Raw genomic sequence first — 12,963 nt, 5'->3', positions numbered from 1 at the left:
CATGGCTAACCGTATTTTGATCGTTGATGATGCTGCATTTATGAGAATGATGATTCGTGACATTTTGTCCAAGAATGGCTATGAAGTGGTAGGAGAAGCACCAGATGGGGCACAAGCTGTTGAGAAGTTCAAGGAACTGCGTCCTGATCTGGTCACAATGGATATCACCATGCCAGAAATGGATGGCATTGCGGCTTTGAAAGAGATCAAGAAAATTGATGCAAATGCCAAGGTCATCATGTGCTCTGCGATGGGACAACAAGCGATGGTTATCGATGCGATTCAAGCTGGCGCAAAAGACTTCATCGTGAAGCCATTCCAATCCGATCGTGTCATTGAGGCGATCAGCAAGACGTTGAGCTAAGGCACACTGGTATGGGTACTGACCAAGGAAACCAGCTAATGTCTGGCGGAGACGATTATGGTATTGGAAATGTTATTTGGGTAATCGTCGTCCTTGCCTTCGTCATTATGCTGATCCTCTATCTGATCCGTTTCTTGAGTCGCCGGAATCAGAGTTGGTTCAGCAGCCGTTCGGTTCGTATTTTGGGTGGCGTGGGTCTGGCTCCCAACAAGTCGTTGCAGCTTATCGAGGTTGGCAGCAGTATATATCTGATTGGCGTAGGAGAAGAGATCCGTCTCATTGACAAAGTATCCGATCCCGAGGAAGTGGAGCGAATAGTGGCCGCATTCGAGCAGGAGACATCCTTGCACAGCGGCCCGTTAGCCCCGCTCGTCGCGAGGTTAACGGAAAAGCTACGCAAGAGAAATACGATAGAGTCGCAGGAACTAGAGGATGACGCTTCATTCCATGAGCTGTTTGAATCGAAGTTGCGGCAAAGGCCAGATCGCAAGGATAAATTTGAAAAGCTGCGGGATGAGGATAATACTACAGATCGGTCGGGAGAAAGATGAAGAAAAAGTTGATACTTGCTTGCCTGCTGATCGTTCTGTGTCATTTCATGTCTGTAACGATTGTGTCAGCATCAGCTGTCAATCCGATACCTGATATTAGCATAGACATCGGCAATTCAGAGAACGGGCAGCCCGGAACGACGTCGCTGTCTATAATCCTGCTTATCACCATTATGAGTATCGCACCAGCAATACTGATGCTCATGACCAGCTTTACACGGATCGTTATTGTATTAGGCTTTGTAAGAACATCTTTGGGGACGCAGCAAATGCCACCTAATCAGGTATTGGTCGGTTTGGCTTTGTTCTTAACTTTGTTCATTATGGCACCTACGTTTTCGGCGATGAATGATACGGCTTTGCAGCCTTATCTCAAAGGCGAATTGAGCCAATCAGAAGCATTGGATAAAGCACAAGAGCCGATCAAGACCTTCATGTTCACACATACAAGAGAGAAGGACCTGCTGTTGTTCATCAAGTATACGGGTTTGGAGAAGCCGAACAATCATCAGGAGATTCCGCTGAACGTACTGGTGCCTGCATTCGCAATCAGCGAATTAAAGACGGCATTCCAGATGGGCTTCATGATCTTTATACCATTTCTAATCATTGACATCGTGGTTGCGAGTACCTTGATGGCCATGGGGATGATGATGCTTCCACCTGTCATGATTTCACTGCCCTTCAAAATACTACTCTTTGTACTGGTGGACGGATGGTATTTAGTTGTTAAGTCATTATTGCTCAGCTTTAACACATGAGTAATTTCGATTCAAGTCTAGATTCAAGCCAAGGAGGCCGGAAATGTCATCAGAATTTATAATTTCTTTGGCCGCACAAGCAGTTTACACCGTGTTGAAGGCGAGTGCGCCGATGCTGATCTTGGGATTGCTTGTGGGCCTAATCGTCAGTGTGTTTCAGGCCACGACCCAGATTCAAGAGCAGACGCTCGCCTTTGTACCTAAAATTGTGGCAGTCTTGCTGGCACTGCTGTTATTTGGCCCTTGGATTCTATCGACGATGATCGATTTTACCTACGGTATCCTAGACAATCTTTATAGATACATAGGGTAGGCGGAGAGCGATGCAGATCATACTTCAGAGCTTTCCTATTTTTCTGTTGATATTCTGTCGAATTACATCGTTTTTTGTAGTTGCACCAATCTTTTCTATGCGAAGTGTACCCGCTACGTACAAAGTTGGAATTTCGGCTTGTATAGCACTTATTGTATTTTTGATTTTTGGTGTGGATCAGAAGATTCCAACCGATGTCAGTTATGTTTTGCTGATTGTACGTGAGATTCTGGTGGGCTTATTGCTTGGCTTTGTCGCTTACTTAATTCTGACAGCCATTCAGACGGCAGGAGCCTTTGTGGATATTCAGGTTGGCTTTGCGATGGCGAATGTATATGACCCGATGACAGGTGCCTCAGTACCAGTGACTGCAAACTTCAAATATGCTATTGCCACGTTGCTTTTTCTGACGATGAATGGTCACCATTATCTATTGGATGCGATTGTGTACAGCTACAATTGGATTCCACTGGACAATGAATTTTTCTTAAAGCTATATGCAGGTAACATTTCGGGTTTTCTGATCCGGACCTTTGCAACATCGTTCCTGTTAGCCTTTCAGATGGCGGCGCCATTTGTGGTGGCTATTTTTTTGACGGATGTCGGCCTGGGATTCCTTGCCAAGACGGCTCCACAGTTCAATATTTTCGTAATAGGAGTTCCGTTAAAAATTATTGTAGGTCTTTTTATGCTCTTGCTTTTGATGCCTAGCTTTGGTTTTGTATTCGAGCGTCTGTTCAACATGATGTTTGAGTCGATGAGAGATCTACTTAATGTAATTGGAACCCGCCCCTAATGCCGGAGGTGTGCATGTGAGACTGAGGTATACACTGGATCTGCAGCTGTTTGCTGGTGAGAAGACCGAGAAGGCTACTCCGAAGAAAAAACAGGATTCCCGAAAAGAAGGACAAGTAGCCAAAAGTATGGATGTATCAGCTGCTTCGATCCTGCTACTCGTATTCGGCTGTCTCATGATGATGGGTGACTTTTTCAAGACTCGAACAGTTGACCTCTTTGTAGATGTATTTACAAATCGGCTTACGATGGATGTTACGCAACAAAATGTGATGATGATGTTCTCGGAGTATGGAATCCAGATTGTAATGCTTCTGGCCCCGGTATTTGCCGTAGCGATGTTAGTTGGATTGCTGGCCAACTACGTTCAAATCGGCTTTCTACTAACAGGCAAGCCGCTGATGCCGAAGTTCAGTAAAATAAGCCCGATAAAAGGGTTCAAAAATATGTTTTCCATGCGTTCTATCGTAGAAATGCTAAAATCCATTTTTAAAATGACGATTATAGCTCTTCTAGTATACAACGTCGTTTGGGGCACACGCGGCAACCTTGCCAAGCTATCCGAGTTCTCAGGGGATCAAATTCTAAACTTTGCGGCAGGATTGACACTGGAGCTGGGACTCAAAATTGGCGCGTGTTTGTTTGCTCTAGCGATTTTGGATTATATTTATCAGCGCTATGAATATGAGAAGAATCTAAGAATGTCCAAGCAAGATATTAAGGATGAATATAAGAAGATGGAAGGGGACCCCTTAATCAAGGGGAAAATTCGTGAACGGCAGCGTCGGATGGCCATGCAACGCATGATGCAGGAAGTGCCTAAGGCTGATGTCATTATCACGAACCCGACTCACTTTGCTGTAGCCTTGAAGTACGAGGGCTCGGAGATGGAGGCGCCCCAGATAGTAGCAAAAGGTCAGGATTATATGGCGCTTCGCATCAAAGATATCGCTAAGCAGCATGGTGTAATGACTATGGAAAATAAGCCGCTTGCACGAGCGCTGTTTCAGCGGACCGAGGTTGGGGACTCCATCCCTGCCGACTTATTCCAAGCAGTCGCTGAAGTGCTGGCCTATGTATATAAATTAAAAGGTAAAACGAAATAACGGGATCGGAGGCCAAGAGACCATTGAAAACTAAAAATATAACTGTCCTTGTTGGTATCATCGGTATTGTACTTATGTTGATACTTCCGATCCCTGCATGGCTGCTCGATATTTTGCTGGTCATTAATATTTCGATTGCATTGATTATGCTGTTGGTGGCTATGAACACAAACGAGCCACTCGAATTCTCGATCTTCCCGGCTCTCCTGCTCATTACGACATTGTTCCGGGTATCCCTGAACGTGTCTACGACTAAGCTGATTCTGGGCGAGGGTCATGCGGGGGAAGTAGTAGCTACCTTCGGTAGCTGGGTCGCTGGAGGACAGATTGCAGTAGGCTTCGTCGTGTTCCTGATCCTCGTTGTCGTCCAGTTCATCGTCATTACGAAGGGCTCGGAGCGTGTAGCTGAGGTTGGGGCTCGATTTACCCTCGACGCTATGCCAGGTAAGCAAATGAGTATTGACGCGGATCTGAATGCAGGACTTATTAATGAACAGCAAGCTCGTGAGCGTCGCAGCAAGATCGAAAGAGAAGCTGACTTCTATGGTGCAATGGATGGTGCAAGTAAGTTCGTTAAGGGAGATGCCATAGCCAGTATCATCATTATGGTTATCAACTTGATTGGCGGTTTTATTATCGGAATGACTGTCAAGGGGATGAGCTTCGCTGATGCATTATCCACGTATTCGATTCTAACGATCGGGGACGGACTCGTGAGTCAGATTCCAGCTCTGCTTATTTCTACTGCTGCAGGGCTAATCGTTACTAGAGCCTCTTCTGATGGGAATTTGGCTGATGACCTGACAGGACAACTTTTCAAATATCCAAAGCTTATTTATATCGTTGCTATAACGGTTGCTCTACTCGGTTTTTTCACACCGATTCACGTGATTACGACGTTGCCTCTGGCCATATTGCTCTTTTTTGTGGCCAGGAAAATGCAGCAGAATCTGGATCGGAAATCGATCGAGGAAGAACAACTGGAGGAGGAACAGCAGATTGAAGAGGTTCGAAGTCCTGAAAGTGTCATTAACCTCTTGCAAGTAGATCCCATTGAGTTCGAGTTCGGCTATGGGCTGATTCCATTAGCTGATACCCAGCAAGGAGGAGATCTGCTGGACCGGATTATTATGATACGGCGCCAATGCGCTCTGGAGATGGGACTGGTTGTACCGGTTATTCGGATCAGGGACAATATTCAATTGAAGCCCAATGAGTACATCATCAAAATAAAAGGAAATGCAGTGGGTGGCGGTGAACTGCTGCTGAATCATTATTTGGCGATGAGTCCCGGGTACGATGATGAAAGCATAACAGGCATTGAGACCACGGAACCGGCCTTTGGTCTGCCAGCATTATGGATTGATGAAGGAACCAAGGATGCGGCAGAGCTATCAGGCTATACAGTGGTTGACCCGCCATCGGTAGTTGCTACACATCTAACGGAGATGATCAAACGTCATGCACACGAATTGATTGGTAGACAGGAGACACGTGCACTTGTAGATAATCTGAAAGAGAGCTATCCGGTGCTTGTGGATGAACTGATTCCTTCCGTACTCAGCATTGGCGACGTGCAGAAGGTACTGGCTAAGCTGCTGCGGGAGAAGGTATCCATTCGGGATACTGTGACCATCTTCGAGACGCTCGCAGATTACGGAGCCTACACGAAGGACCCGGATGTGCTTACAGAATATGTGCGTCAGGCGCTATCACGTCAGATTACCCAGCAGTTCTCCAGACAAGGTGATACGCTGAAGGTGATTACAGTCGGCCCTTCGCTAGAAAAGAAGATTGCAGAAAGTGTACAGCAATCGGAGCAAGGAAGCTATCTAGCACTGGATCCTATCTCAACCCAGACGGTCTATCAGAAGATTTCAGAGCAAGTCAATCGCTTGATTCAGTCTGGTCAGCAGCCAATTTTGTTAACCTCACCAACGATTCGCATGTATTTGCGACAGGTACTGGAGCGGACCATGCAGGATGTACCGGTACTGTCATACAGTGAATTGGAGCCTAACGTTGAAATTCAAAGTGTCGGGGTGGTGAATCTATGAGGGTTAAACGGTATATCGTAAACACCATGCCGGAAGCCATGCAGCAGATTCGGGAAGACCTGGGTTCCAACGCTGTAATACTAAGTACGAAGCCTATGAAAACTGGCGGTTTCCTAGGTATGTTCCGTCAGAGAAAGATAGAGGTTATTGCTGCACTCGAAAAGGAGGCTGACTCTTCACCACGCATCAATACGGCTACAATAGCAAGACCTGCGGAGAAGCTGTTTATGGAAGAAGAGCAGCCTCCACGACCCGTGACGGTGCCACGCTCTGCCGCCCCAAACGCTTATAGAAGAGCAGCAGAGGATTATGCGCCGCCGCAGCCTCGGCCGAATACAGAACAACAGGTCAGAGCGAATGATATTCAGCTTGAGCAGAGCGTGCCGCAGGCGAAGGTCTCGGCACCTTTTTCCGAGGCTCAGATGCAGGAGCTGTTGGCTGTAGCAGGTCATCGTGCAGTCAAGAATGAACCTCCTGCATATGCTGAAGTAAGCACAGCAGACCAATCTCTATTAGAGGAAATACGCGAAATGAAGCTGATGATGACCCGCTTGTCCCGAAGCGCGGTCACGGAACCACAGCTACCAGAGCCGGCACAGCGCATCTGTGAACGCCTGATTGAACAGGATGTAGACCGCGAACTGCTGGATGATTGGCTGGAAATGGTGTATCAGCAAAGAGACCGAGAGCTGTCCAGCGCAAGTGACTTCGACTGGGAACAAGCATTTCGGGAGTTATTGAAAGGCTTCATCGACCAGCGTATTGGCGGCGGTATTGAGCTAAGCACCCGAATCATATATGTAGCGGGACCAACGGGTGTCGGCAAGACGACGACAATTGCCAAACTGGCCGCAGAGCAGCTGTTCAGATTCAATCGGAAGGTAGGGCTCATTACATCTGACACATACAGGATTTCAGCAGTTGATCAGCTTAGAACGTACGCTTCCATTCTGAATGTTCCCTTAGAGATTGTTCAATCCCCTAGTGATCTACATCGGGCCATGCAACGCCTGGAAGCCTGCGATTTGATTCTGATGGATACCGCTGGGCGGAACTACCGAAATGAGCTGCTTGTATCCGAGCTCCAAAGCCTGCTGGCTCATAGGGAGGATAGCGAGACATACCTGGTACTCAGCCTCACATCCAAAAGTAAAGATATGAAGACCATTGCACAGCATTTCAGCCAGTATCATCTGGATAAGGTCATCTTCACGAAGGCAGACGAGACAGGCAGTATTGGAGCCATGTTCAATCTCCTGCATGAGTATCCGTTGAAAATATCATATATGACCAACGGACAAAACGTTCCTGAGGATGTATTTTTGCCAGATACGAAGCGGCTACTAAATATGTTGCTTGGTGAGTCGACATGAGTGATCAAGCTCAGGTGTTGAGACAGCTGATGTCTACTTTGGATAAATATAGACTACCCAAAAGAACTGGACAGGCCAGAATCGTTACCGTAGCGAGCGGGAAAGGCGGGGTGGGCAAGTCCAATATTACGCTAAATCTTGCATTGGCCCTTCAATCGCTTGGAAGAAAGGTTTTACTTTTCGATGCGGATATTGGAATGGCTAACATTGATGTGTTAATGGGGTCATCCTCTCCTTACAACCTTTCCCATGTTCTGCGACGGGAAAAGACAATGACACAGATTGTGCAAAAGGGGGCCAACTCACTCCCTTTTGTGCCAGGGGGCTCTGGTGTGAAGGAGCTGTTCTCGTTAACATCTGCTGATTTGGATTATTTTATGGAAGAAATGGAATTCCTAGCCACTGACATGGACTATGTTTTCTTTGACACCGGAGCCGGTCTGTCGATGGAGAACCTGAAATTCATCATGGCCGCGGACGAATGCTTAATTGTAACAACGCCAGAACCTACCTCCATTACAGATGCATATGCACTTATAAAGGTGGTAAGTGGCAATCAATCAGATACAAAATTTAAGATTATCGTCAACCGTGCCGATAACGATAATGAGGCCCGTCTTGTGGCTGATAAGATTTCACTAGTCACCAGTCGATTTCTGAACCTTGATATTCCGCTGCTTGGCTACATTAGTGATGATCCTCATGTGAGCGAGGCTGTCAAAAAGCAGGTCCCTTTCTCACTTGGGTTTCCAGGCTGCCCAGCGACAAGGGATCTTGTGCGCTTGGCTCATCACTATGCAGGCATGGCTTTGCCAGAGCAAAATGGAGGTACCGTGACAGGAATCAAGGGCTTCATGCAAAAATGGCTTCGATTGACAACCAAATGATTCTTGAAACGAGGACAGAGGTGTGAAATGAATGACAGTATATCGTGTACTCGTCGTTGACGATTCTGCGTTCATGAGGAAAATTTTTTCCGATCTGATCGTAGCAGACGCGTCGTTTGAAATTGCTGGGACAGCCAGCAATGGTCGTGAGGCTGTGGAACAGATTAGACACCTGAAGCCCGATCTGGTGACGATGGATGTCGAGATGCCTGAAATGAATGGCTTAGAGGCGCTAAAGCTGATTATGAAGGAATGCCCCCTTCCCGTTATTATGCTGTCTGCCATTAATGAGCAGGGGATGAAGGAGACCATCATAGCGTTGGAAACTGGGGCTTTTGATTTCATCCGCAAACCTTCAATCAGCAATTCTCACGATATTGCGAAGGTGGGGGTCGAACTGCTGGAGAGATTGAAGGCAGCTGTACAGGCGGCTGAGAGGAAGCAGGAACGCTTCAAGGAATCTTCTCAAACCGAGCCTGCACTGTCTAGCAGACCGCCGGCAGAACGCAAGCAGGATTCGCAGGTGCCTTCTCCGAAGCCATCACAATCGGAGGAATCTGTTCAAGCTGTACTTAAGGTCCCGCCTAATGCAGAGCCCAAGCCTATCCCAGCCCAACCGCTACTTAAAAAAGCGTTGGATGAACAATCGCGCAGGACTTGGCAGGAGCTAAGTGCTTCCAAGCCTAGCGAGCCTCGTAAGACAGAGCCTCGCAAAGCGGAAATCGGAAAAGCACAGCCTCTCAAGAGCTTCAGTGAGAAGAAGCCTGCTGATCCTTCGGTAACGAAGAAGACCTCTGGGGTGACTGCCAGACCGCCAGAGCTGGTGAAGACTACTCCAGCAGTAACAAAGGCCAATCCGCCAACCGTATCATTATTGGCAGAGGAGTCTGCAAAGAGCGTGAAGAAACCTACCGGGGGTGTCCAGTTCCGTAAGCTTGTGGCTGTCGGTTGTTCTACAGGGGGGCCGCGAGCCTTAAAGGCGTTCCTGGAACAGATTCCAGGCGATTTCCCTGCTCCCGTTGTAATTGTGCAGCACATGCCGCCGAATTTCACCCGTTCTCTTGCCCAGCGTCTGAATTCGCTAAGCGCTATTCGGGTCGTTGAGGCAGAACAAGGAATGACGTTGGAGAGTGGGACAGCCTATATCGCACCAGGCGGCTATCAGTTAAGAGTCACATCACAATCCGGCGGTAAATACGCATTCTCCTTAACGACAGAGGAGCCACGCAACGGACATAGACCTTCTGTGGACACGATGTTCGAATCACTTGCCTCGCTCACTTCACTGGAGCGACATCTGGTATTGTTGACAGGCATGGGTAGTGATGGAGCCAGAATGATGAAGAAGCTTTACGATTCGGGAGTTCGATCTACGTTTGCAGAGAATGAGGAGACTTGTGTGGTATACGGCATGCCCCGCTCTGCTGTGGAGTTGAATTGTGTGCAATACTTGTTACCTTTGCACCAGATAGCGCCAAAGCTTGTACAAGTTGTGAAATAATCGGAGTGTAACTCATGGAGGAGGTGTCTCACAATGGACATGAATCAGTATTTATCCATGTTTATTGATGAGTCGAATGATCATCTGCAGTCTCTTAACGAAAATATGCTTCAATTGGAAAGCAATCCGACTGATCTCGGAATCGTTCAAATCATTTTCCGTTCCGCCCATACTTTGAAGGGTATGGCAGCAACAATGGGCTTTGAAGACCTCGCGTCACTAACACATCAAATGGAAAATGTACTAGATCTAGTGCGCAATGAAAAGCTTGATATGCATGAGTTCATTTTCGACACCTTCTTTAAAGGGCTGGATGCATTGGAATCCATGGTCCAGAACATTATGGAGGGCGGAGACGGAAAGGCAGATGTCTCCTCAATTGTTGCCTCCCTGCAATCAATTGTGAGTGGTGATTTCAAAACAGCAAGCCCGGCCATTGCTGAAGTAGCTGCGACAGGAACCCCTGCTGAAGCTACAGTATCGTACACCAATGCAGGACTTGAACTCGATCAATACCAGTACTCAATTCTGGAGCAATCCATCAGGGAAGGTCACCGGGTACTTTATATTCAGGTTACGGTGAGTGAGGAGAGTCAACTAAAGGCTGCCCGCGCATTCATGGTGTTCAACGTTCTGGAGAACTCGGGGGAAATAGTGAAGGCTTACCCATCGGTGCAGGACATTGAACAAGAGAAATTCGACCGCGGCTTCTCGTTGTACTACATAACCCAGAAGGACGCCGCTGACCTGGAGAAAGAAATAAAAGGGATTTCCGAAATTGAAGACGCAGTGCTGACTTTGCTGGATGAGGAATCGCTCCGGCACATGACAGAAGAGAGTATGGCTGCTGCAAGAGCTGCTTCTACAGAGATGGCTGCAGCTGTAGCTGAGGCAGTGACGCCAGTTATAGCTCCTACAGCTGCTACTGTACAACCAACTGCAGCTCCAAAGACTGCCAAGGCGGCTAGTAGTCCTGCGAAGAATGGAGCAGCAGCTCAGAGCCGTACGATCCGCGTGGATATTGAACGTCTGGACGTCCTGATGAACCTCTTCAGTGAGCTTCTGATTGATCGTGTTCGTCTGGAGCAGCTGGCTTCGGAAGTGGGCAGTCAGTCCTTGACGGAGACGGTTGAGCACATGAGCCGTGTCAGCTCAGACCTGCAAAACATTGTTCTGAAGCTACGGATGGTTCCGATCGACACGGTATTTAATCGGTTCCCTCGAATGGTTCGTGATCTGGCAAAGACGCTGGACAAGAAGCTGGAGCTTATCATTACTGGCGCGGAGACTGAGCTGGACCGCACAGTCATTGATGAGATTGGGGATCCGCTGGTTCACTTGCTGCGTAACTCAGTAGACCATGGTATCGAATCCGCTGCCGATCGTATTGCTGCTGGCAAGCCGGAGATTGGTACAGTAAACCTTCGTGCCTTCCATAGTGGGAACAATGTCTTCATTGAGATCGAAGATGATGGCGCTGGTATTAACCGTGACAAGGTGCTGGGAAATGCCATCAAGAAAGGCATCATTACGCAGGAGCAGGCTGACGCTATGAGCGATGAGGAAGCCTACCAGATTCTATTCGCTCCGGGCTTTAGTACTGCAGAGGTCATCTCCGACGTATCTGGTCGTGGCGTAGGACTGGACGTGGTCAAATCCAAGATTACATCACTCGGCGGTAATGTTACGATATTCTCGACACCTGGAAAAGGTACCAATTTCTCTGTACAGCTTCCGCTGACCTTGTCGATTATCGCAGCCATGATGGTGCAGATTGGTTCCGAGAAATATGCCATTCCGCTCTCCTCAATCCTGGAGACAGCTATTATCAAGCGCAACCGTATCCGGAATGTACATGGTAACAAGATGATCTCATACCGTGAATTCACGATTCCGTTGATCTCTCTGAGTGAAGTGTTCGAGGTACCTGATTTTAATGAAAACGAAGAGGAAGAGACAGAAATCGTAGTCATCCGCAAAGGGGATCGACTTGCTGCGATTTCAGTGCAGGATTTCCTTGGACAAAGTGAAATTGTCATTAAAAATATGGGGAAATATCTGCCGGCCATTCAAGGGATTTCAGGTGCAACCATTCTTGGAGACGGTCAGGTAGCACTCATTCTTGACCCGAATGTTTTCATTAAATAAAGCTGCTTAACTCATTGGAGGAGGTCTTTAGACATGGGAGAAGAGATTAAAGTTATCGTCTTTAAACTGGGGAACGAGGAATACGGTATTGAGGTAGATAAGGTTCAGTCCATCGAACGGATGGTGCCGATTACGCGGGTACCGAAGACTTACACCTTCGTGAAGGGTGTGTTCAATATGCGTGGGGTCGTGATCCCAGTCATCGACCTGCGTGGACGCTTTGGCCTTCCTGAAGCAGAATATACGGACCAGACGCGGATTGTCATTGTGGCTGTAAATGAGATGCAAGTAGGCTTTATCGTAGATTCTGCGAATGATGTTATTGATCTCAATACAGACAGTATTGAGACTCCACCAGAGGTCGTTGGCGGCGTGAAAGCCAGATACCTACGTGGTGTAGCGAAGATCAGCGAAGAACGTCTGCTGATTATGCTGAATCTTGCAGAAGTCTTGAATAAGAGCGAGATTGTCCAGCTGGAAAGTATTGAGGACTAAGCCGTGTTTAATCATTTGGAGGATTTCAAGCTAGATGTGCTGAAGGAAGTTGGCAATATCGGAGCAGGGAATGCGGCGACAGCCCTATCCCGTCTCCTGGATAAGCCAATTGACATGGGTGTTCCCAAGGTACAGCTTCTTCCATTCGAGGAGATAGCCGAGAAAGTAGGCGGGCCTGAGCGGCTTGTCATTGCTATTTTTTTTAGAGTGGAGGGAGAGGTCCCTGGCAATCTGTTCTTTATTCTCTCTCCTGAAGCCGCCAAAAGTCTGGTGCGCAGATTAGCAGGAATTGAGTCGGACGATGACGAAACATTTAATGAGATGGAACATTCAGCTCTTTCGGAAATTGGCAACATTCTGGCAGGCTCTTATCTGTCCTCATTGGCGGACTTTACCAAGCTGTCCATGTTCCCTACCGTACCGGGACTTGCGATGGATATGGCTGGTGCTATCCTGAGCTATGGACTCTTGCAATTCGGTCAAATGGGTAACGACGCCTTGTTGATTGACACAGCTTTTCTAGAAGGGCAGGATCAGATTGAGGGACAATTCTTCCTGATTCCCGATCCAGAATCCTTTGCGAAAATATTTGAGTCACTAGGAGTCCGTTAA

General features: G+C 47.6%; 13 protein-coding genes. All 13 read left to right on the top strand.

Annotation, left to right across the window (positions count from 1 at the left end; genetic code table 11):
- Position 1 precedes the first annotated feature (1 nt).
- From K331_RS0104675 to K331_RS0104615, 13 genes are read left to right on the top strand one after another with little or no spacing between them, the layout of a single operon-like run.
- The gene (locus K331_RS0104675; protein ID WP_028589388.1) at positions 2-364 is read left to right on the top strand and encodes a response regulator; all 363 of its coding nucleotides are present in this window, start codon (positions 2-4) and stop codon (positions 362-364) included.
- A 38-nt stretch (positions 365-402) separates the two neighbouring features.
- On the top strand, positions 403-915 hold the full coding sequence (locus K331_RS0104670) for a flagellar biosynthetic protein FliO (protein WP_036634111.1): 513 nt from the start codon (positions 403-405) through the stop codon (positions 913-915).
- Positions 912-1,676, top strand: coding sequence for a flagellar type III secretion system pore protein FliP (fliP, locus tag K331_RS0104665; protein ID WP_028589386.1), 765 nt, complete (start codon positions 912-914; stop codon positions 1,674-1,676). The genes K331_RS0104670 and fliP overlap by 4 nt, the downstream gene beginning before the upstream one ends.
- Positions 1,677-1,719: 43 nt before the next feature.
- Positions 1,720-1,989, top strand: a complete 270-nt coding sequence (gene fliQ / locus K331_RS0104660) for a flagellar biosynthesis protein FliQ (RefSeq protein ID WP_028589385.1) — start codon at positions 1,720-1,722, stop codon at positions 1,987-1,989.
- Between the two features lie 10 nt (positions 1,990-1,999).
- Positions 2,000-2,785: a flagellar biosynthetic protein FliR gene (fliR, locus tag K331_RS0104655; protein WP_028589384.1), complete on the top strand. Its 786-nt coding sequence runs from the start codon at positions 2,000-2,002 to the stop codon at positions 2,783-2,785.
- A gap of 16 nt (positions 2,786-2,801) precedes the next feature.
- Positions 2,802-3,890 carry a flagellar biosynthesis protein FlhB gene (gene flhB / locus K331_RS0104650; RefSeq protein ID WP_028589383.1) on the top strand — a complete coding sequence of 363 codons (1,089 nt, stop codon included), beginning with the start codon at positions 2,802-2,804 and terminating at the stop codon, positions 3,888-3,890.
- A gap of 23 nt (positions 3,891-3,913) precedes the next feature.
- Positions 3,914-5,947 (top strand): flagellar biosynthesis protein FlhA, encoded by a 2,034-nt coding sequence (flhA, locus tag K331_RS0104645; RefSeq protein ID WP_028589382.1) that lies wholly within the window; start codon positions 3,914-3,916, stop codon positions 5,945-5,947.
- Complete coding sequence (flhF, locus tag K331_RS0104640) at positions 5,944-7,320, top strand: flagellar biosynthesis protein FlhF (protein WP_028589381.1); 1,377 nt, start codon at positions 5,944-5,946, stop codon at positions 7,318-7,320. The genes flhA and flhF overlap by 4 nt, the downstream gene beginning before the upstream one ends.
- Positions 7,317-8,207, top strand: a complete 891-nt coding sequence (locus tag K331_RS0104635) for a MinD/ParA family protein (protein WP_028589380.1) — start codon at positions 7,317-7,319, stop codon at positions 8,205-8,207. Before flhF ends, K331_RS0104635 begins: the two co-directional genes overlap by 4 nt.
- 31 nt (positions 8,208-8,238) lie before the next feature.
- Positions 8,239-9,708, top strand: coding sequence for a chemotaxis protein CheB (locus K331_RS0104630; protein ID WP_028589379.1), 1,470 nt, complete (start codon positions 8,239-8,241; stop codon positions 9,706-9,708).
- A 33-nt stretch (positions 9,709-9,741) separates the two neighbouring features.
- Positions 9,742-11,856, top strand: a complete 2,115-nt coding sequence (locus tag K331_RS0104625; RefSeq protein ID WP_028589378.1) for a chemotaxis protein CheA — start codon at positions 9,742-9,744, stop codon at positions 11,854-11,856.
- A gap of 33 nt (positions 11,857-11,889) precedes the next feature.
- Complete coding sequence (locus tag K331_RS0104620) at positions 11,890-12,351, top strand: chemotaxis protein CheW (protein ID WP_028589377.1); 462 nt, start codon at positions 11,890-11,892, stop codon at positions 12,349-12,351.
- A gap of 3 nt (positions 12,352-12,354) precedes the next feature.
- The gene (locus tag K331_RS0104615; RefSeq protein ID WP_018883384.1) at positions 12,355-12,963 is read left to right on the top strand and encodes a chemotaxis protein CheC; all 609 of its coding nucleotides are present in this window, start codon (positions 12,355-12,357) and stop codon (positions 12,961-12,963) included.

This window comes from Paenibacillus massiliensis subsp. panacisoli DSM 21345 (assembly GCF_000426545.1).
GTDB classification, from domain to species: Bacteria; Bacillota; Bacilli; order Paenibacillales; family Paenibacillaceae; genus Paenibacillus; species Paenibacillus panacisoli.
This window is presented reverse-complemented; position numbering and strand designations above follow the sequence as displayed.

Bases quoted from the DNA above. Each gene is read 5' to 3' on its own strand.
- fliR (WP_028589384.1), top strand. From the start codon at position 2,000: ATGCAGATCATACTTCAGAGCTTTCCTATTTTTCTGTTGATATTCTGT.
- K331_RS0104675 (WP_028589388.1), top strand. From the start codon at position 2: ATGGCTAACCGTATTTTGATCGTTGATGATGCTGCATTTATGAGAATG.
- K331_RS0104625 (WP_028589378.1), top strand. From the start codon at position 9,742: ATGGACATGAATCAGTATTTATCCATGTTTATTGATGAGTCGAATGAT.
- fliP (WP_028589386.1), top strand. From the start codon at position 912: ATGAAGAAAAAGTTGATACTTGCTTGCCTGCTGATCGTTCTGTGTCAT.
- K331_RS0104630 (WP_028589379.1), top strand. From the start codon at position 8,239: ATGACAGTATATCGTGTACTCGTCGTTGACGATTCTGCGTTCATGAGG.
- K331_RS0104670 (WP_036634111.1), top strand. From the start codon at position 403: ATGTCTGGCGGAGACGATTATGGTATTGGAAATGTTATTTGGGTAATC.
- flhF (WP_028589381.1), top strand. From the start codon at position 5,944: ATGAGGGTTAAACGGTATATCGTAAACACCATGCCGGAAGCCATGCAG.
- K331_RS0104620 (WP_028589377.1), top strand. From the start codon at position 11,890: ATGGGAGAAGAGATTAAAGTTATCGTCTTTAAACTGGGGAACGAGGAA.
- K331_RS0104635 (WP_028589380.1), top strand. From the start codon at position 7,317: ATGAGTGATCAAGCTCAGGTGTTGAGACAGCTGATGTCTACTTTGGAT.
- fliQ (WP_028589385.1), top strand. From the start codon at position 1,720: ATGTCATCAGAATTTATAATTTCTTTGGCCGCACAAGCAGTTTACACC.